16 protein-coding genes and 1 pseudogene are annotated in these 20,101 nt (G+C 32.7%); 1 reads left to right on the forward strand and 16 read right to left on the reverse strand.

All coding sequences use genetic code 11. The annotated features are described in order from the left end of the window. Window positions 1–98: 98 nt before the first annotated feature. From HGP29_RS22200 to wecB, 16 genes are all read right to left on the reverse strand, one after another. On the reverse strand, window positions 99–1,298 hold the full coding sequence (locus tag HGP29_RS22200; RefSeq protein WP_168884635.1) for a glycoside hydrolase family protein: 1,200 nt from the start codon (window positions 1,296–1,298) through the stop codon (window positions 99–101). Window positions 1,299–1,342: 44 nt separating this feature from the next. Continuing rightward, window positions 1,343–2,524 (reverse strand): glycosyltransferase family 4 protein, encoded by a 1,182-nt coding sequence (locus tag HGP29_RS22205; protein WP_168884636.1) that lies wholly within the window; start codon window positions 2,522–2,524, stop codon window positions 1,343–1,345. 222 nt (window positions 2,525–2,746) lie between these two features. Next, window positions 2,747–3,856, reverse strand: coding sequence for a glycosyltransferase family 4 protein (locus HGP29_RS22210; protein ID WP_168884637.1), 1,110 nt, complete (start codon window positions 3,854–3,856; stop codon window positions 2,747–2,749). 75 nt (window positions 3,857–3,931) lie between these two features. Beyond that, a complete protein-coding gene (locus tag HGP29_RS22215; protein ID WP_168884638.1) occupies window positions 3,932–5,071 on the reverse strand; it encodes a glycosyltransferase in 1,140 nt (379 codons plus the stop codon). After that, complete coding sequence (locus HGP29_RS22220) at window positions 5,064–6,311, reverse strand: hypothetical protein (protein WP_168884639.1); 1,248 nt, start codon at window positions 6,309–6,311, stop codon at window positions 5,064–5,066. Before HGP29_RS22220 ends, HGP29_RS22215 begins: the two co-directional genes overlap by 8 nt. Then, on the reverse strand, window positions 6,265–7,095 hold the full coding sequence (locus HGP29_RS22225; RefSeq protein ID WP_168884640.1) for a hypothetical protein: 831 nt from the start codon (window positions 7,093–7,095) through the stop codon (window positions 6,265–6,267). The genes HGP29_RS22220 and HGP29_RS22225 overlap by 47 nt, the downstream gene beginning before the upstream one ends. Then, a complete protein-coding gene (locus tag HGP29_RS22230; protein WP_168884641.1) occupies window positions 7,092–8,252 on the reverse strand; it encodes a glycosyltransferase family 4 protein in 1,161 nt (386 codons plus the stop codon). The genes HGP29_RS22225 and HGP29_RS22230 overlap by 4 nt, the downstream gene beginning before the upstream one ends. Before the next feature lie 82 nt (window positions 8,253–8,334). Continuing rightward, on the reverse strand, window positions 8,335–9,663 hold the full coding sequence (locus tag HGP29_RS22235) for a UDP-N-acetylglucosamine 1-carboxyvinyltransferase (protein ID WP_168884642.1): 1,329 nt from the start codon (window positions 9,661–9,663) through the stop codon (window positions 8,335–8,337). Between the two features lie 2 nt (window positions 9,664–9,665). Beyond that, on the reverse strand, window positions 9,666–10,853 hold the full coding sequence (locus HGP29_RS22240) for an outer membrane protein assembly factor BamB family protein (RefSeq protein ID WP_168884643.1): 1,188 nt from the start codon (window positions 10,851–10,853) through the stop codon (window positions 9,666–9,668). Further along, window positions 10,810–12,060, reverse strand: a complete 1,251-nt coding sequence (locus tag HGP29_RS22245; protein WP_168884644.1) for an oligosaccharide flippase family protein — start codon at window positions 12,058–12,060, stop codon at window positions 10,810–10,812. The genes HGP29_RS22240 and HGP29_RS22245 overlap by 44 nt, the downstream gene beginning before the upstream one ends. Next, on the reverse strand, window positions 12,050–13,051 hold the full coding sequence (locus HGP29_RS22250; protein ID WP_168884645.1) for a Gfo/Idh/MocA family protein: 1,002 nt from the start codon (window positions 13,049–13,051) through the stop codon (window positions 12,050–12,052). The genes HGP29_RS22245 and HGP29_RS22250 overlap by 11 nt, the downstream gene beginning before the upstream one ends. Window positions 13,052–13,353: 302 nt before the next feature. Continuing rightward, window positions 13,354–14,346 (reverse strand): SDR family oxidoreductase, encoded by a 993-nt coding sequence (locus HGP29_RS22255; RefSeq protein WP_168884646.1) that lies wholly within the window; start codon window positions 14,344–14,346, stop codon window positions 13,354–13,356. A gap of 75 nt (window positions 14,347–14,421) precedes the next feature. Further along, window positions 14,422–15,687, reverse strand: coding sequence for a Vi polysaccharide biosynthesis UDP-N-acetylglucosamine C-6 dehydrogenase TviB (gene tviB / locus HGP29_RS22260; protein ID WP_168884647.1), 1,266 nt, complete (start codon window positions 15,685–15,687; stop codon window positions 14,422–14,424). Continuing rightward, window positions 15,677–16,681 (reverse strand): NAD-dependent epimerase/dehydratase family protein, encoded by a 1,005-nt coding sequence (locus HGP29_RS22265; protein WP_168884648.1) that lies wholly within the window; start codon window positions 16,679–16,681, stop codon window positions 15,677–15,679. The genes tviB and HGP29_RS22265 overlap by 11 nt, the downstream gene beginning before the upstream one ends. A gap of 7 nt (window positions 16,682–16,688) precedes the next feature. Further along, window positions 16,689–17,900 (reverse strand): UDP-N-acetyl-D-mannosamine dehydrogenase, encoded by a 1,212-nt coding sequence (wecC, locus tag HGP29_RS22270; protein ID WP_168884649.1) that lies wholly within the window; start codon window positions 17,898–17,900, stop codon window positions 16,689–16,691. Between the two features lie 79 nt (window positions 17,901–17,979). Further along, window positions 17,980–19,131, reverse strand: coding sequence for a non-hydrolyzing UDP-N-acetylglucosamine 2-epimerase (gene wecB / locus HGP29_RS22275; RefSeq protein WP_168884650.1), 1,152 nt, complete (start codon window positions 19,129–19,131; stop codon window positions 17,980–17,982). 506 nt (window positions 19,132–19,637) lie between these two features. Here wecB and HGP29_RS22280 point away from each other — a divergent pair. Then, a pseudogene (locus HGP29_RS22280) lies at window positions 19,638–20,101 on the forward strand (nucleotide sugar dehydrogenase); the annotation flags it as partial.

The raw sequence follows: 20,101 nt of genomic DNA on the forward strand, positions 1-20,101 counted from the left end.
ATAGTATTCTTTCATATTTCGACTATTATAATTGGAGTAAAAAAAGGTCTCTGATTATATAATTAAACCAGAGACCTTCAATAGGGATAAATTTCTAATTAGGCGTTTTTTGAATTTTCTTTAATGTAGTGGCTAATTCCATAAAACATAAAAGCTTGACTCCAACGCATATATGGAATCTTAGATGATAATCCCTTCTTCATTTGGTAATAAAAGAAGCCTTTCTCATCCTGCATATTATCAAATGTCCACTGCATTACCTTATCTGTTAATTCTTTGTGCTCATTGAATTTATTTAAGCTGGATAATGTAACTGGAAGTTGGCCTGGGCAATGAATATCAATAGGATAAACTTTGTCATGATAATACTTTGGAGTACCATCAGCTAAAAAGAAGTTGTTGATATAGTAATCAAACCCTCTTTTAATATTATCCTGATAAGTATAATCACCTGTATATTTTTGGAAATATGATAAAGCATCTAGATTATACCCTGTATGGAAGCTATCGATCCAATTTTGAACTTTTAACTCACCATACAACCATGAACCATCTACTCTTTGTTGATCTACACAAGCTTGTACAGATGCTTTGGCTGCTTCATAATACTTTTCATTTTTAGTATAGTGGTAGCATATTGCTAATATTTTACTACCTAATAACGAAGCGTTGTATACTGTATTGTTTCCGTTTAATGGAGAGTAAGAGAATAGGAAACCATTTTCTTTCTCTGTTCTATTCAGATCATTCATAACAAAGTCAGCAGCACTTAATGCCGTGTTCAAGAATTCTCTGTCTTTTGTGATTTCATAGGCCTTGATTAATGCATCTACAGCGAAGCTGGTAGCTACAACTGTCGGTGTATTCTTCTTGAATAAGAATAACCTTCTGGCTTGCCAATCAAAATTATAGCCCCATGCTGCTCCAGAATAACCTTCCGTTTTTAAGGAGATTAATAACTCTCCCAACGATCTGATATTATCAAGCAGTTCAACAGGTCTACCATAACTTGTATTTCCATTTTTTGCTGCATGGTACAAATTACAATAACCGTTTAAGAATAAAGCAATTCCTTTTGCATTGTACTCTTTAGGAACCATTAATACCTTTCTTAAATTGATAGGACTTCTTTTAAATCCTTGTATCCATGCCAAACGAGCAATATCATATTTTTTAAAAGGTAGTGCTTGGAATACTTTAGAGTTTAACCCATCATAAGGGTCCCAACCTTTGTATTCTTCATTCTCACAATATTCTTTATGTTTAATGAAATTTCTGTCGATGAAATTACTTACCATGATCTTGGGTTTAATCTTAAATATAATAACTGATATATATGAGCTTATGCTCTGATAATGTTTTCTACTTCATCGAAGAAGAAACTTCTACTGTACTTGTTTCTGATTACTCTCATTTGTTCCTGTTTCTTTTTGATCACCTCATGATCAATAGTGTCAAGAATTTCCTGGATTTTATTCTCGTCAAAAACTGTAGCCCAACCAATGCCTTCTTCAATCACAAGCTTAGATGTATCATGATTACCGATTGACATAATTGGTAGTAAATTGGCGATATAATCAAATGTCTTATTAGGTAAAGAGTGTCTTGCTCTCATAGGCTGAAGTCCGATATCATATTTACTAATAACACCACCTACTTCATCTTGAGCTAGCATTCCTTTTATTTTAATGTTGGTAGACTTGGTCTCCTCTAAGTATGCTTTTACTTTTCCATACATTTCACCAATACCTGGATCTCCATATAAATCTAATGAGTACTTAGGGTTATTGTTGATTGCCTTAACAAATGGCATTACGTCGATCACTTTTTGTAGCATACCTAGGTAGACAATACTAATAGGAGCATCTTTTTCTTGTTCTTTCAATAAGTGCTCATATTGGAAGGTCGAACCGAAGCGAGTTTCACTAAAACCTAAAGGGATAAACTTTGATTCTTTATCTGCAGCATATCTATCAATCCACTCTTGGAATGTAGGGATAGTTTTTATGAACTTATCAAACTTCTTTACAGATGGTTTTAGCCATAAATTACAGTAAAAAGTAAATGCTTTTAATAACGCTTTATTCGATAGGTGTTCAAATGCATCAGGCCAGATGTCTCTTACATCCATCACTAATGTATTGTTCTTGTGGAAGAAACTAATGAAGAATAAAAGTTCTACCGGTCGAGAGGGAACAATAATTATGGCATTTTTTGGCTTTTCTTTAAAGGCTAAACTTAAGAAAACCTTTAAACCAAAAATAAGGTTAGAAATCACTCGATGGATACTAATATTATTATTGTATCGGATTGTTCTAACCAAGTTTAATTTATAATCTAAAACCTTATTGGCTTCTTTCTCTTGTTCTCTAGTAAGAAATTCTTTTTCACCATGATAGAAGTTAGAAGAATAATAAGTAACATCATGCTTCTTCGACAAGACTTCAGCCAGTTCAGTATGTCTTTTACCTCTTTGCGTTAGGTGATTTTCTGTTTGACTAATAATATAGATTTTCTTCTTCATATTAGAGAGATTAAAAAATTACAGAGTATTTAATGGGGGCTTCCATTGAACTTATACATAGACAAACGATACCCAACGTAACAGAACTTTCACATTACGATTGACTACTTTCATGATTTGTCTTTTAAAAAAATTCTTAAAATGTAGATAGGAATAGATAAAGTATAGACAGTGTTAGATCCTCTTCACAGTTTGCTTATTCTATGGGAAGGGGTTTCTTTTTTATTTTAATAGTTTTCGGTAGATACCTTTGATCTGGGATACAATCACATTTTGCTCAAAATTATTATTTGCATAATCGATATTATTATGAGCTAATGGTTTTAATGTAGCTTTATTTTCTACACAGTATTTGATAGAATCCATCAGATCTTTATGTGTATCAATAGAGATAATATCTCCATTTATCTTATTTTTTACAATTTCATCTATTGCACCAACTGGGGTAGCCATAACATATAGACCAGCTCCTAATGCTTCAATAACACTATTGGGACAGCCTTCATCATGTGCTGTGGGTAAGATAAAAATATCATTTTCAGCATAAGCTTTAAATTTAGTAGCTTTATCTGCAAAACCACAAAACTCAATATACTGCTCAATGCCATGTTTGCTAATTAGCTCTTTTATTTCTTTCTCTATCTCAGTATTAGCAAAATGACCAAATACATTAATTTTATAATTAAGCTTTTGATCTTTAAGTAGATTGATAGCTTCTAATATTTGGAAGATTCCTTTTTCTTTACTGATTCTACTTAAGAAAACGATCTTAAGTGTTTCATCTTCAAACTTCTCTTTAAGAACGATATCTTCTTTATTAAACATTGTTCTTGAAATACTTACTTTGTTGGGATCAAAACCAAAGAAATTAACTAACTGATCTTTAAATTTTCCTGCCAGTACAATCGTTTCATCAGCTTTTTTATAGGTTCTAAACATTACTGTTTTCCAGAAGCTCTTTTGCTGAGAATATTTTGTATTCCATCCTCTAATGAATGTAATGGTCTTTTTACCAAAAAGCTGGGCGATAAAAAGGAATATAAAGTCTCTGATCACTGGTACTGTGAAAAACGAAGGGCTAACCTGGACAATCTTGATCTCTTTGTCTACAATCAATTTTGAAATAAAGGCAAAGATATCTCTAAGAAGCTCAATGAAATATTTAAAACCTCTATTTTGACGTTCGTAGTAATCTTTTGCTCTTGAACCAATGACAAACCATTCTAGCTGAATTTCATCATCTGAAAAGGAGTTGAAAAAGTTGTTATAATAGTTAACAACCCCTCCTTTACTTTTGGGATCTTTTGTAATAATCAGTACTTTATTTTTCATTTTCTTTGGCTGGATATTAAAAAATAATGAGAAATTTTAAGGCGTCTCAATACACCAAGAATTAGGTTGAATCAGTTAAGCTGCGAGTGTTTTGATAATCTCTTTTACTCTCACATCCCAAGTATATTTTTTTTCCAAAAGGGCAGGGTTGTTTACTCCAATCTCCATCAATTGAGGATTGTCGATAGCACTCTGAATCGCACTCGATAAATGATCGATATCTTCAGGTTGAGCAATTAATGCATTTTCCTGATCTTTCAATACCTCAAGGATTGGTAAATAACCTTCAGCAACAATTAGTTTCCCAGCACTCATATATTCGAATACCTTTAATGGAGAACAATAGTTCATTGTCGGTACATCGTAGGACCAGATAGCTAATAGAATATCAGCTTTAGTTAGCATATATGAAATATACTTATGCTCAATTTTACCTAAAAATTTTACGTTTTCTACACCTTTAGCTTGTGCCTTTAATCCTTCAACTTCTTTTGGGTTGCCACCAACGACAACAAAATATGCTTCTGGACTTCTTCTTGCTAATTCAATAACTCTATCTACTTTTCTATCTGCATATAAACTTCCAGCATATAGTACAATTTTACGATCACCTATTTCTTCAAAGAAAGAAGTGAGATGCTCAGGAACAACAATATTATCTGAGATGGGCTCTGCTCCATCATGCAAAGCAACTATTTGAGAAGAATTTAAAGTTTGATCTACCCAGTAATTCTTTAAGCTATCACTGATAGTAACAAAAAGTTTGAAATTATCTTTCTTCATAAGTTTCTTCATATGTGAAGTCATCAACTTGTTGAAGAACTTATGTTTAGTGAAATAAGCATTATGAGACTCATAAATAAGCTGACCACCTTTACGCATGATATATTGTGAGATAAAATATGATCTTGTATAATAATAATCATACGTAAATGAGATACTCTTCTTTAACGAAGTGAATCTATCCAAAGATTGAGAGAATTTAAACTTAGAGTTAAACTCCGAGAAGATATATTTTACACCTTTCGCATCAGGCATAATATTATTGATTACTTCTTCAGATTTCTCATTGGAGTGTGTTGTAGGCATTAGTAAGGTAACATCATAATTGTTATCTCTATATGCTTTACACATCTGCAAAGTCTGAATTAAGTTAGCTTTTATACTCTTTTGATTTAGTGGAGTTTCTAGGATAAAAAGGATTGAATTAGGCATAATGGTTCTTTTTGATATTTACTGAATAGCCAAGGGTAATCATAAACATAAATAATGGCACACTAAAAATGACAAATGTGGTCGAGTAGAAGAAGAAGGAAACAAACCAAACGATAAATCCTGTAGATGTACCAAGTTGTAATGCCTTCATAAAGTGATCATTTGGGTTAGATGTTTTACTTCTTTCTCTATTAAATACAGAGTGCATTTTTTTATATAATCTCACATAAAAGAAGAGACCTAAGAATCCCACACAAATCATCACATTACCCCAACCCACAATTCCGTAAAGAATCTTATAAGGGTGGAAGATCATATTTCCCATCAGTACTTTAGGACCAAATCCAATAAGTTGAACCATTATGTCATCACTTTCCAATGAATAATTGAATATGTTTTTACTAGATCCAATACGCCCCATGGCATAGTTATCTGGGGAGATATTATTGGTATATGTATTGGCATATTCAATGGCCTGACTATAGTTGTCTATAATATTAAAGAAGCCGGTACTTTGTACTCCAGAACTTACATTTAGAATTACAAAGTTTCCACAAAACAGTATTAGTAGGATAAAGAATAGTGTTTGGGCTGAAAACTTCTTGTTGGTAGCTCTAAAATATGTAATAAGGTTGATTACGATATAGAAGAAAACTACTGCTCTTTTTCCACTGGCAATACCAATAAATAAGGTACTTACAGTGAGGTATAAATATTTTTTTTGTTTTGTGAATAAATAGTAGGATAAGAAATAAGGAGAAATGAACATTACATAAATGGTAGCTAATGAACCTCCTGTACTTACTAAAGTACCTACTTTTCTTTCGAGTGGATGTAATAACATTTTTGAGTTGATCAAAGATGCCACTACTTGAATAACAGCTATTAGGGCAAGAAATCTAAATATTTCTCTTGAGTGGTCCTCCGTTAAATCGATCCGTCGCGCAGCAATAAAAAATAATATACCAATAAATGTGTATCTACTGTATTTCACAGTATCAATTACGTCACTACCATTATAAACAACAGAAAATGTTACTACCGTAGCATATATAGCAAATGCTCCCAGTATTTTAAGATCTATGCCGTCTAAATTGATTTTACTAATGATCACCATAAGAGAGAAAAAAGTGATGGCTTCACTAGCATATTTAATAGCAACAATTGGTAAGCCTATTTCTTGTAATATTCCGTTAAACGTGAACAGATACAGGAGGTTTAAAATAAACCTTGGCTTCATAAAAAAATGATTTAATACGAGGTAGAATAACAAACTTTAAACTAGCCTTGTAATTTTGTTCTTCGATCTTTTTATACGTGTTCTCTGTGTCTCTTGATATAGAAACTTTAATGTTGTTAGTATTTTTAACAATTCCAGTTTGATTACTGTATGTTGAATCTACTAACGTATCTTTCTTTTGTCGGTTAATGGATGTATTCGCATGGTTATTTCCAAAGAAGTTGAACTCATGCTCTTTATATGGGGATTTTAATTTGAAATTATAGCCTACATAATCCTCAAGGTCATTGATTAACTCTGGAGTTTCGTAGAAATCATTTGGTAAGGCATGGAAATTTTTGAAAGTGTTGAAAAAGAAATTGTGATACCTGTTGTATACTCTTTCCCATTCTTCCTTACCTCTTTTTATATAGGAACTAGCAATTTGTGATGGACTTTTATATGTAAGAATAATCTTACAGTCAAATTTGTCTTTATTATAATTATACTGTTGCTTAATCCAGTTCACATCTTTTGAACTATCAATCATTATATCAGCTTCAGGGAAAAAGGTACTGATATTTTCGTATAATTTCTTCTTGCCATCAGCAATGGTTATATCCCAACGGATATCTGTAGATCTTAAATCCTTAATTTTTGCAACATGATGTGGTTTATAGTGATCAAATAATCGATTGATCTCACCAAAAGACATTGCTTTTTTATTGTTCCCTAGAATTAAGTTAAGAAAAGTAGAACCTGAGTAACTTGTTCCACCAATAAATATTAATTTTTTCTTTTTCATATTGCTAAATCTTTAATGTATTCCATTCTGTTTACGATACCATCATAATAGGCTTTAGTTGCTTTTCTAGCTGACATGTAATCTTGTGAATCTGCTAACTGGGTTGCATCATTTATAGCTTTTAAAACAGATTCTTTGGTAAGGTCACAGTAGGTAACTTCATCAAAGTTGAATTTTTCTTTCGTTATACCAGTATCGCTAAGTAGCAATAAATTCTCATAGTTCATTGCTTCAAAAACACTGTTCGAAGGGAAATTGCCTGTTGTAATGATCGAGGCAAAAACCTTTGTCTTTTTCAAATCATATTGTAAGTCGTCCGTATAAGATACTTCAACTAAACCTTCGGCGATTTCCTTACCTAATATATTGTTAATTTGCTCCTCATCAGCACCTTTACCTCTGAAAATTACTTTCCACTTTTTATTTTCTTCTTTAGAGTAAAATTCTTTCACTGATTCTGCAAAAAGGATAGCATTCTTAGTTGACACAAAACGATGTGCAAAGCAGATAATGTCTTCCTTCTCAGGGATATCATAAAGTCTCGGGAAATATAAAAATGGACCACTGTAATGGTTGGTAAGTTTTAAATGATCCTCTTTCAAATACTTTTTTAAATTGTTGTGCACAGTTTGACTTACACAGTTGATATTTACATGAAGGCTTTCATCAAAGTCGAAGCGGTTTAATTGCTCCGCCCATTTATGAACGTGTCTGTTAGATGTAATCTCAAAAATGACTCTATTTTTATGATTTTGTGAGAAAAACAATGTACCTAATCGAGCACTTTCTCCATGGAAACAATGTACAATATCTTGTTCTGATTTCACCAGATCATTAAGAGTATTATACCAACTTAATTTCTTTAAAATTGGCTTTGGAGCATATTTAACCGTCTTATACAGGCGATGGTCCTTTAATGCCTTATTGATAAAAGTATCATCAAATTTGCCACTTTCAGAAATTACATGTTTTTTAATTTTATTGTGTTCTAATATATAGGCACAAAATCTGTTTTTTTGGTAGGCTTCTAAAAGTTTTTGGTTAAGTACAATCTCTACATCTAGTTTGCTCTCATTCACTAAGTAATGGGTAAGTTTTAATGCGCGGGTTTCAGCACCACCAATACCATTTGATGCTATAACAATATAATATTTCATGGAGTTAAAAAAGTATTTGAAGTGAAAGGAGTGAAGTTATCTAGGCAGGGTACACCTAGATAACTGATTATATTTTTGTGGATTAAGCAACTAATGCTTCTTTAGTTACATTAATCTCTTTTGTTGATTCTGGGAAGACTTTTTCAAGTTTACCACCTAAAGCATTAAACTTTGTAACAAAGTTATTATAACCTCTTTCTATTTGAAAAGCCTCTGTGATAGTTGCTGTATCTGTACCTTCGTTTAACAACATAAGTACAGCCATACCACCACGTAAATCCGTTGCTCTTACTGTCTCAGATTTTACTTTAATGTTACCTGAGATCGTAATTGTGTTTTTATCTTGAACAATGTTAGCACCAAGTTTTGCCATTTCTTCTAAATATTGGAAACGGTCGAAAAATCTTAGTTCTGTAACAACCGAGTTAGACATTGCGAATGTACCATAAGCAGCAAAAATTGGATGCATATCTGAATTAATACCAGGGTATGGACCTGTAGCAATTTCAAAAGAAGTTGCATTTTTACCATCCACAGATAAAGTTTGTGAAGCTTCATCAAACGAAATACCTGAGTTACCTTCCAGTAAGAATTGCATAGGCACTACCAAATGAGCATATGGGAAATTCTTAATTTCCATTTTTGACTTATTGACAATGGCCATCATTAACCAAGTAATCGCTTCAACATTATCTGGCACTACTTCATGCACAATTGGAGTAATTGGAGTTGATTGACCACCGATACCTGTGATCTGAATATAATCTTGACCAAAAACTTCAACCTTAGCTCCCATTTTAGAAACAAGATCAAGAAGATCAAGTACCTCTGGACGAACGTGTGGGTTGAAAATTCTTGTTGTTCCTTTTGCTAAAGATCCGATTAGAATAGAGTTTTCTGTAGCTCCAGTTGAACGGATAGGTAAATGGATATCTTGTCCTACTAACTCAGTTTCTTTAGTTAGCATAAGTGTATCATTTGTTTCGCCAGTTTCAAAGTTGATCTTTGCACCAAATTTTTCGAAAATATCTAGGTGAATATCGATTTTACGGTCACCTAATTGACATCCACCAGGAAGAGGCACACTAGCATATCCACTTCTTGCAAATAAAGCACCTGCAATTAAAACTGTATTACGAATAGAACGTTTATTCCATACTAATTCATTATTGAAAGATTCATCTTTGATTAGAATACGGTCGGCTTCAATAGATATGTTTTTACCTAAAGCCTCTAACATTTCAACATGGATTTTTACATCTAATAGTTCGTTGGGGTTATTTTCTAAAGTTACATCTCTATCAGTTAGGATAGAAGCAGCCAATAAACGAAGTGCTGAGTTCTTAGCTCCACTTACATTTACAGTTCCATTTAATTTACTTGGGGTAATTTTATAAATAAAGTTTTCCATATCTAATCAAAAAAATTGTATGAGTATAAATATCCATTCCAGTCACCAAAAAATAAGTTGTTGTGTTCATCGATCGTAGGAGGAGAGAGCGTCTTTCCGCAATCGATGGTATGGATTATTTTAAAATCGTTATTAATTATATTGAGTTTTCCTTCGGTTCTTGAAGTTTTCACTGTAACGTAAATATTGTTATTCTTGTCTACAATGGGAGAGGTCCATAAAGCACGATCACAAGAAGTGAGGTTAACTTTCTCTTGTAATTGCCCATTCTCTTGATCTAAAAAAAGTAGATTTCCATCAAAACAAGGTACAATTAATTGTCCTTTATGATTAAGAGTTGACGTTCCTCTTATTTCACTATCAATTTTGATTTCCCAGACTTTTCTTCCTTCGAAATTAAGACAAACAATTATGGATTCATCACTTTTTGAACCTGCTAAAAAAATTAATTTCTTTTCAAGACAAACAACTGGGTTTGACCATAAATTATACGTTTTATCGATATTGTACGTCCATTTTTGTTTGAAATTGTTATCATAAGCATAAACAACTTCTTTTTCATCACAAAAGACAAAATCATCATTCTCTAGAAACGATACACCTGATAATGGGAATTTATATTTTGTAGACAATTGCTTAATGATATTACCATTAATATCAAGCACATTAACTCCAGTTCCAGCTGTATTTATATATAGCCTGCCTTTACTATCAAAGTTCATGGATGCCCAGGTACGGACTGTACCAATACTAAATTTAGATTTATCTCTTTTGATGTATTGACGAATCACAGATTGTAAATAGGAGGGTTTTTTAAGCAATGGTTCATTACTAACCTGGGTTTTCCAAGCTAAATTTCCTTTCTCATCTAACGAGTACACATAACCATCACCTGAAGCAAAATAACAACGGTTGCCAATGGTAATAGGGGTAGAGAAAATCTTATATTTTGTTTGGAAAGTATTTAATAAACGTCCTTCTGGATTAAGCTTATATAAACTACCATTATGATTCCCAACATAAATATTACCATCTTCATCTTTTACAGGCATCGATTCAAAACCATATACAGGATGACTAGGAACTTGAAATTTCCAATTTAATTTAGGCTGATTTTCTACCGTTAATCCACGATTGGTTCGACCATTACATTGTGGGTTGAACAGATATTTTTCTTTTAAATTTGACATTACTTATGATGGCAAAAAGAATAAAATTAAGTGCCCAGACTAAGACTGAAGCATAAGCAATTCCAATCAAACCGTATACTTTAAACAATACTACATTTAAAATTAGGTTTGATAGTGCTCTAAAAATTCCAATGATTAATGAAAGCTTCTCATTATAATTACTTTCCAACGCTGTTGAATAAGGAAGTACCAGATAATGAAACAGTAAAAAGAAGGCAAGTGCATTTAAAATAGGAACACTTTCTAAGTACTCTTCTCCAGCAATTCCTGGAATGACATATTGTGAGGTAAGAATTATAATCCCCACAATAGGTATAGAAGGTATTGCTAACATTAAACAGTGTTTATTTAATGTCGCTGCAGTAAGCTTTTCTTTTGCAGCATAAACTGGGAACAATGGTTGAGCTAATGCTCTTCTAATGATTAGACCTTTTCTAGCTATTGTATTGGCTAATGCATATAGACCTACAGATTTTGGATCTGCTAGAATGGATATCACAAAAATATCTATTCTTGAGGTTAACATGTTTAGGAAGTCAATAAATGAAAAGTATACTGAATCTTTTATTAATTTAAAATTGAGCTTTCTACCAAAATCAACTTTAAGCTGAAAGTCTTTAACGGCTCTTTTGTATAAAAATAGTAATCCAAATATTTCTGTAATCAAGTAAATGGCTATTAGTGGGAAAATGCTTTTTGAAATAAGCACTGCAATAATGGATACCCCTGATTGGAAAATGGATTTATAAATATCAATCTTAGAAAAGACTTTAAAATTTTGCTTGACTATAAATAAGCTCTTTAGTGAATCAAAAGCAGAGAAAATCAATAGATAGGAACAGAAAAAAAGAATTCCGTATTTAGCGTTAGTGGAATAATCAATAATAAATAGAGAGGCTAGCATTAATACAATTCCGATTGTTGAAACAACAAGCCTAATCTTTAGAGTATCACTTATTCTTGGGTCTATATCATCTTGGTTTTGACTTAATGCTCTAATATTTGTCTTATTTACCCCTGGCACTGTAAAGGCCTTATATAGGAGAATATAATTTAATACTAGTTGATATTCCCCGTAAATACTTGGACCAAGTAAACGGGGAATAAAAAATGCATTCAGTAGTGAAATCAATTGCGAAATCACTTGGCTTGAAAATAGGTAGGCAAAATTCTTAAAGAACTTATTCTTCCTAAATTTATGAAGCATGTGATATAATTAGTTTTGATTTTTTCTTATCAAATGGGTGATCAGTTAAGCTCTCTTTTGCTAGTGGGTGATATTCACCTCTTACACCTACAATACCTGCATGTCTGATATCGTGAACAATTTCGATAGCTTGACGAGCATCTTCAATGCCATAACCGTTGCCATTCATAATCTCTGTATAAGAAGTAGTGTGTAGGTCTGTAAATCCTCCACTAAATTCTAACTCTTCACCTTCGATTGTAATAGAACGGAATGTTCTTTGGCCTTTTTCTTTTATTTCCTGAGGGAGAACATCTTCATTGATTGATAAGAACCATCTTACCCTTGCTTGATTGAACTCTAAATAGCCAGCTGCTCTGTCGTGAGTATGAACATGAACTTCATTTCTCTTTACATCACCAAATACCCATGATAACATATCGTAGAAATGAACACCAATGTTTGTAGCAATACCGCCTGATTTAGACATATCGCCTTTCCATGATGTATAATACCAGTTACCTCTTGATGTTAAGTAAGTAAGGTCAACATCATAAATTTTATCTTTAGGGCCATTTTCAATTTTCTTTTTAAGAGCGATAATAGAAGGGTGTACTCTTAATTGAAGAATGTTCCATATTTTCTTTCCAGTATCTTTTTCGACATTACTTAATGCATCGATATTCCATGGATTTAGAACCAATGGTTTTTCACAGATCGCATCAGATCCACGACGTAATGCCATACGAATATGAGAATCATGAAGATAATTTGGAGTACAAATAGAAATATAGTCCATGTTGATGTCTTGCTCGTACTTTAATTTCTCTAAGTGACGATCAAACCTTTCTGATTCTACAAAGAAATCAGCATTTGGGAAATAGCTGTCTATAATACCAACGCTATCAAACTTATCATATGCTGCCATTAAAGTATTACCTGTATCTTTAATTGCTTTCATATGACGAGGTGCGATATAACCTGCTGCTCCGATTAATGCAAAATTCTTCATGATTGAATAATATGTTTATATAAAAAATAGATCAAATATCTAGGTGTATCATACTTTGTGATACAAAAAAATGAAGTACTTTTTTCATGGATTGTACTTCTTCAAATACATATATAAATACTGTTAATGGAGGGGCTGACGCTTTTATGAAAAGGTTATAAAGTTTCAGAATCCGTCTTTTGTCATGAATTGGTAATCAGTTCTTTATTCGAAGTGAAGTGTATTTTTTTAACAAAAAAGGTTTATCTTTTCTTCAGATACATGAAGAAAAGATAAACCTAATTTATCAAGGGAGTATTAACTTATTTCTTATTGAAATAATTCCAATACCATTCTATAGCTTCTTTAATTCCTTGCTCTACATTATGTGTAGGCTGGTAATCCATCAAGTTTTGAGCTTTAGAGATATCAGCCAGTGAGTGTTTTACATCACCTTGTCTTTCTTCTCTATAAGTGGGATCTACAGTACTGATCTCTGCATCAAACTGATGTAAATTTTCTTTTAAAGCAGTAATTAGTTCGTTAAGGTTCGTATTTTGACCTTGTGCTGTGTTGTATACTGTATTAATAGCATCAGGATTCTTCGTTGTAGCTGCCAATTGATTCATCTGAACCACATTGTCAATGTAGGTGAAATCTCTAGAATGAGTACCATCACCATTGACCATTGGACTTTCATGGTTGATCAGTGCTTTTACGAATAATGGAATTACTGCTGCATAAGCACCAAAAGGATCCTGTCGTTTACCAAAAACATTGAAATATCTCAATCCGATGATCTCCATACCATATGTTTTTGCAAATACATCAGCATATAACTCATTGACATATTTTGTAACAGCATAAGGAGAAAGAGGTTTTCCAATTTTCTCTTCTAATTTTGGTAATCCTGGATGATCACCGTAAGTAGAAGAACTTGCTGCATAAACCATACGTTTTACACCTGCATCGCGTACAGCAACAAGCATATTAAGGAAACCACTTACGTTAACATCGTTAGAAGTAATAGGGTCGTTAATTGATCTAGGAACAGAGCCTAAGGCTGCCTGATGAAGTACATACTCCATTCCTTCCACAGCTCTTTTACAGTCTTCAAGGTTTCTGATATCTCCTTCAATTAGAGTAAAGTTTTTATCAGATAAGAAGGGTTCTATATTTTCTCTTTTACCTGTGGCAAAATTATCCAGAACAACAACTTTGTTATTTTGTCCAAGTAATGCCTCAACTAAGTTAGAACCAATGAATCCGGCACCTCCGGACACTAAAACATTACTATTTTCAATTATCCTTGACATTATTAGTTGAGTTATGAATGAAGATTTAGGAGTTAAATATTGACTACTTAACTCCTAAATCAAGTATTTTTAATATTATAATCTTGAAGTAACGATATCTCTAGGAAGCGTATGCTTCACATCATAAACTACAGTATTACTGTTAGTGAATGAGCTCCAGTTCATATCTTGGAACTGATCATGAGCAACTGCAGCGACAACACTTTCGTATGGACCTTTTACGCTATCGATTAATTCGATACCATATTCTTCCATTACTTCTTCCTTATCTGCATTTGGATCATATACATCAACAGTTAGACCATAATCCTGTAATTCACGAATTACATCAATAACTTTTGAATTTCTGATATCTGGACAGTTTTCTTTGAAAGTAATACCCAAGATTAATGCCTTAGAGTTCTTTACAGTGTGTCCGTTATGAAGCATTTTCTTAACTACTTCAGAAGCAACATGAGAACCCATAGAATCGTTGATTCTACGTCCTGCAAGAATTACTTCAGGGTGATATCCTAGTGATTCAGCTTTATATGTTAAGTAGTAAGGGTCTACACCAATACAGTGACCACCCACTAAACCTGGTCTGAAAGGAAGGAAGTTCCACTTTGTACCTGCAGCTTCCAATACATCGATCGTATCAATACCGATTTTATCAAAGATTTTGGATAACTCATTAACAAAGGCAATGTTTAAGTCTCTTTGAGAGTTTTCGATCACTTTTGCAGCTTCAGCAACCTTAATACAAGATGCTTTGTGAGTACCTACAGTAACGATTGATGCATATAAAGCATCTACTTCGTCAGCAATTTCAGGAGTAGATCCCGAAGTTACTTTCATGATATTATGAACACGGTGAACATGGTCACCTGGATTAATTCTTTCTGGAGAGTAACCTGCGTAGAAGTCTTCATTAAACGTCATACCAGATACTTTTTCTAGTACAGGTACACATTCCTCTTCAGTACAACCAGGGTATACTGTAGATTCATAGATAACGATATCGCCTTTTGATAATACTTTTCCAACCGTCTCAGATGCTTTTTTCAAAGGAGTAAGATCTGGAGTTTTGTATTTATCGATTGGGGTAGGAACCGTTACAATATATATCTGAGCATCTTTAATGTCTTCTAAATTAGAAGTATACGATAATCCTGATGCTTCTTTTAATTCTTCTGAAGTAACTTCTAAAGTACTATCTGTACCTGCATTTAATTCGTCAATTCTTGGTTGGTTAATATCGAAACCTACAATGTCAAAACCATTTTTTCCAAATTCTACGGCTAAAGGAAGACCTACATAACCAAGACCAATAACTGCGATTTTTTTATTTTTAATTTCCATAATATTCTTTATACCATTTAACGAATTGACTAATACCTTCTTGTATACTTGTTTGTGCCTTATAGTTAGTATACTTAACTAGTTTTGAAGTGTCTGCATAAGTGGTTGTGACATCTCCAGGCTGAGCTTCAACAAAATCTTTATCGATTACTGTGTTGAATTCTGATTCAAGAGTTTCTATAAAATGTAATAGATTAACTGGTTTACCGTTTCCGATATTAAACACTAAATTAGTTCCATCGATTTTTTGAACAGAAACTTTTTCAATTCCGTTCACGATGTCACGAATATAAGTGAAATCTCTTGATTGATTACCATTATTAAATACTTTAATGGTGTCATTTTTCATCACAGCTTTTGAAAAAATCATTGGTGCCATATCAGGGCGTCCCCAAGGACCGTAAACTGTGAAAAACCTTAATCCTACAGTCTGTATGCCATAAAGGTGAGTATAGGTATGTGCCATCAACTCGTTACTTTTTTTCGTTGCAGCATATAAACTGATCGGCTCATCCACTCTATCTTCTTCAGAGAAAGGTACTTTGCTGTTTAAGCCATATACACTTGAACTTGAAGCATAAACTAACTTCTTGATATCATGATTTTTACAACCTTCTAACATATTTGTAAAAGCCATAATGTTAGAATCAATGTAAGCTTGAGGATTGATTAATGAGTATCTTACTCCTGCCTGAGCTGCCAAATGTATCACTAAATCAAACTTGAAGTCTTCAAACATTTGTGCAGTCCTTTCTTTATCAGAAAGGTCAATTCTTAAGAATTTATAAGCGTCATACGTAGTACTTTGTACCCATTTGAACCACTCAATTTCTTCCTTTTGGATACCTGTATCGGCTAATCGATCATACTTTAAACTGACTTCATAATAATCATTGATATTGTCAGCTCCGTAAACTGTATGACCTTCATTCAATAATTTTTTAGTTAAATGATAGCCTATAAATCCTGCTGTTCCAGTTACTAGAATATTCATCACTAAATTATTTATTGTTTTTTACACCACAGAAATCTAACTCGATTTGACCATTGTGAACTTCAACAGTCTTAAACTCATCATGAGCAACTAAATAACAAATGATATCAGCACTTTCAACGGCCTCTTTGTAATCTGTTAATTTATATACTGGGTGAGACTCAACATTAGGTTCAACAACAAAGAAATTAGCTTCCGCATTTGCATCTTGCAAGACCTTTTGAGCTATATATTTTGCAGGTGATTCTCTTAAATCATCAATATTTGGTTTAAAAGCCAATCCCATTAAAGCAATATTTGGCTTTCTATCATGCTTTAATTCGAATTCTAATTTTGCAGTTTTAATTTTCTCAGCTACCCAGAATGCTTTATAATTATTGATTTCTCTAGCTGTACCAATAATCTTAGATTCCATAGGGTAATCAGCTACAATAAAATATGGATCAACAGCAATACAGTGTCCACCAACACCAGCACCAGGCTGTAAAATATTTACTCTTGGGTGCTTATTTGCAAGTTTAATTAACTCCCAAACGTTTATACCTGCTTTATCACAGATTAGGGATAATTCGTTAGCAAATGCGATTTGTACATCTCTTGATGAGTTTTCAACAAGTTTACACATTTCAGCAGTTCTAGCATTTGTAGGGTGTAATTCACCTTTTACAAAATTGGCATAAAACTCAATTGCTTTTTGTGTTGATTTCTCATCGATTCCTCCGATAACTCTATCGTTGTATACTAATTCATGCATTACATTTCCAGGTAATACACGTTCTGGACAGTATGCAATATTTAACTTTCCTTTCAATTCAGCTCTTTGAGAGTAAATAAGGTCAGCCATTTTTTCTGTTGTACCAACCGGAGATGTTGATTCAATAATGTATAGGTCATTTTCTTTTAATAAAGGCAAAACTGCTTCAGTCGCTGCTTTTACATAAGAAATATCGGGTTCATTTTTATCTTTAAATGGAGTCGGAACTACAATAAGATATACATTACCTTCTACAGGTTTAGTTCCAGCTTTTAGATAACCTTTAGCTACACCAGTAGCAACAACTTCTTTTAATGAAGGTTCAACAATATGGATATCTCCTCTATTGATCGTATCAACAACATTTTGGTTGATATCAACACCATGAACATGAACTTGATTTTGTGTGATAAGGGCTGCAGTAGGCAATCCAATATAGCCCAAGCCAACAACTGTAACTTTCATATTTTCTGATTTTGAAACTCTGGGTAAGGAGTTTCTAGGTAAAAAAATGGATTGATAAAAAAATGGTGCAAGTAGGGGGTTACGATGCTGATTTTAGAACCGTAAATACTTGTCTATCTATATTTTTAATGAAGTCTACAATTCTTTGTGAGGCATTACCATCACCATAAGGATTGTTTAAACGACTCATTCTTTCATATCTTTCTTGATTATGTAGCAGGTCTAATGCTTCTGAAGAGATTTTTTGTTGGTTTGTACCAACTAATATTACAGTTCCTGCCTCAACAGCTTCTGGTCTTTCCGTTGTGTCTCGCATTACTAATACAGGTTTACCTAAAGAAGGAGCCTCTTCTTGAACTCCACCGCTATCAGTGATAATCAACTTTGCCTTATCCATTAACCAAACAAACGCTGGGTAAGATAATGGGTCAATTAGGTGAATGTTTTCAACGTCTGACAAAATTTCATATACCGGTTTTTGAACATTAGGATTTAAGTGAACTGGATATATAATTTGAGCATCTGATTTTTCAGCAATTTCTTTAAGTGCTTTGCAGATATTGATAAATCCTTCTCCATGATTTTCTCTTCTATGGCCAGTAACAAGAATCATATCTTTTTCATTGTTGACTAAACCTTTCAGCATTTCGATTTCTTGATTTTCTTGGAGTTGATTTACTTTATTAACGCTAAAATGAAGTGCATCGATCACAGTGTTACCAGTTATTAGGATATTTTGTGCTGGAGTTCTTTCACTTAATAAGTTTTGCTCAGAAGTTGTAGTAGGAGCAAAGTGATAATCAGCAATTTTTCCTGTTAACTGTCTATTGATTTCTTCAGGAAACGGAGCATATTTGTCATATGTTCTTAAACCTGCTTCTACATGACTTACTCTAGCTCCACCATAAAACGAAGCAATTCCAGAAGCCATTGTAGTTGTTGTATCACCATGAACAAAAACGTGATCAGGTTTAAACTCTTCTAAAATGGGTTTCATACCATTGATGATGTCTGCCGTTAATGAATAAAGATTCTGGTTGGGCTTCATCAAGTTTAAATCAAAATCTGGCTTAATTTCAAAGAAGTCTAATACTTGATCCAACATTTCTCTATGTTGTGCTGTAACACATACTTTCGTTTCGAAATCTGAATCATTTTGGAAGGCCTTTACTAATGGAGCCATTTTAATTGCCTCTGGGCGAGTTCCAAATACTAATAAAATCTTCTTCATATTGTTTTTGTTTTCTGCATTTGGATATTTTCTAAAAAGGAATTGCAAAGAGTTGTAGATTGAATACCTAAAAAATAGAATAATATCTTAGAGCGTTTTTGATTGGTGAACAATTGATTGATGATTTATTTAACTAGTTTTTAAGAAAGTCATTTTTAATATTTCGATTGTAAACTTTCAAATTTTGGCTTTCATTGAAAATTCAGACTTCATGGTAGTTTACTATCTAAATATTATATACTTAAACAAGAAAGAAGTAGTCTATTATAATTAAATCAAAATGTTGTAAAATGTTAAAATTAAAAATTACTATTAAATGTAAATTCATGGGTTCATTTTCTATAACTGTTTGATTATTTGAACATAATATTTCATATTACGCTTAAAAGCATTTATATAATGGCTATTGCTATATACCAACCTTTGATTTGATTTCTATGTTTATTAACTAGCATGCTGAAATTGACTAAAGATCTAATTTTTTAAAATTATATATTCTAAATACGATGAAAGAAATCAAAAACATTTGCTGTATAGGTGCTGGATATGTAGGAGGACCTACAATGGCTGTGATTGCATTAAAGAACCCAAATATTAAAGTAAACATAGTAGATATTAACGCTCAAAGAATAGCTGATTGGAACCATGAAGATTTAGATAAATTACCAATTTATGAGCCAGGTTTAGCCGAAGTAGTAGGGCAGACAAGAGGGAAAAATTTATTTTTCTCTACCGATGTTGAGCAAGGTATTAAAGATGCAGATATGATCTTTATTTCTGTAAATACACCAACGAAAACTTATGGTAAAGGAAAAGGTCAAGCGGCTGACTTGAAATTTATTGAGCTTTGTGCTCGTCAGATTGCTGAAGTTGCTGTTAATGATATAATTGTTGTTGAGAAATCTACTTTACCTGTTAGAACTGCTGAAGCATTAAAGGATATCTTATCAAATTCTGAAAGTAAATTTAA

Origin of the sequence: Flammeovirga agarivorans, assembly GCF_012641475.1 — a bacterium.
Taxonomy (GTDB): Bacteria; Bacteroidota; Bacteroidia; order Cytophagales; family Flammeovirgaceae; genus Flammeovirga; species Flammeovirga agarivorans.

What these genes read in the sequence shown, in the direction of transcription:
- HGP29_RS22200 (WP_168884635.1), bottom strand. Translation starts at nt 1,298, where the DNA reads ATGGTAAGTAATTTCATCGACAGAAATTTCATTAAACATAAAGAATAT.
- HGP29_RS22205 (WP_168884636.1), bottom strand. Translation starts at nt 2,524, where the DNA reads ATGAAGAAGAAAATCTATATTATTAGTCAAACAGAAAATCACCTAACG.
- HGP29_RS22210 (WP_168884637.1), bottom strand. Translation starts at nt 3,856, where the DNA reads ATGAAAAATAAAGTACTGATTATTACAAAAGATCCCAAAAGTAAAGGA.
- HGP29_RS22215 (WP_168884638.1), bottom strand. Translation starts at nt 5,071, where the DNA reads ATGCCTAATTCAATCCTTTTTATCCTAGAAACTCCACTAAATCAAAAG.
- HGP29_RS22220 (WP_168884639.1), bottom strand. Translation starts at nt 6,311, where the DNA reads ATGAAGCCAAGGTTTATTTTAAACCTCCTGTATCTGTTCACGTTTAAC.
- HGP29_RS22225 (WP_168884640.1), bottom strand. Translation starts at nt 7,095, where the DNA reads ATGAAAAAGAAAAAATTAATATTTATTGGTGGAACAAGTTACTCAGGT.
- HGP29_RS22230 (WP_168884641.1), bottom strand. Translation starts at nt 8,252, where the DNA reads ATGAAATATTATATTGTTATAGCATCAAATGGTATTGGTGGTGCTGAA.
- HGP29_RS22235 (WP_168884642.1), bottom strand. Translation starts at nt 9,663, where the DNA reads ATGGAAAACTTTATTTATAAAATTACCCCAAGTAAATTAAATGGAACT.
- HGP29_RS22240 (WP_168884643.1), bottom strand. Translation starts at nt 10,853, where the DNA reads ATGTCAAATTTAAAAGAAAAATATCTGTTCAACCCACAATGTAATGGT.
- HGP29_RS22245 (WP_168884644.1), bottom strand. Translation starts at nt 12,060, where the DNA reads ATGCTTCATAAATTTAGGAAGAATAAGTTCTTTAAGAATTTTGCCTAC.
- HGP29_RS22250 (WP_168884645.1), bottom strand. Translation starts at nt 13,051, where the DNA reads ATGAAGAATTTTGCATTAATCGGAGCAGCAGGTTATATCGCACCTCGT.
- HGP29_RS22255 (WP_168884646.1), bottom strand. Translation starts at nt 14,346, where the DNA reads ATGTCAAGGATAATTGAAAATAGTAATGTTTTAGTGTCCGGAGGTGCC.
- tviB (WP_168884647.1), bottom strand. Translation starts at nt 15,687, where the DNA reads ATGGAAATTAAAAATAAAAAAATCGCAGTTATTGGTCTTGGTTATGTA.
- HGP29_RS22265 (WP_168884648.1), bottom strand. Translation starts at nt 16,681, where the DNA reads ATGAATATTCTAGTAACTGGAACAGCAGGATTTATAGGCTATCATTTA.
- wecC (WP_168884649.1), bottom strand. Translation starts at nt 17,900, where the DNA reads ATGAAAGTTACAGTTGTTGGCTTGGGCTATATTGGATTGCCTACTGCA.
- wecB (WP_168884650.1), bottom strand. Translation starts at nt 19,131, where the DNA reads ATGAAGAAGATTTTATTAGTATTTGGAACTCGCCCAGAGGCAATTAAA.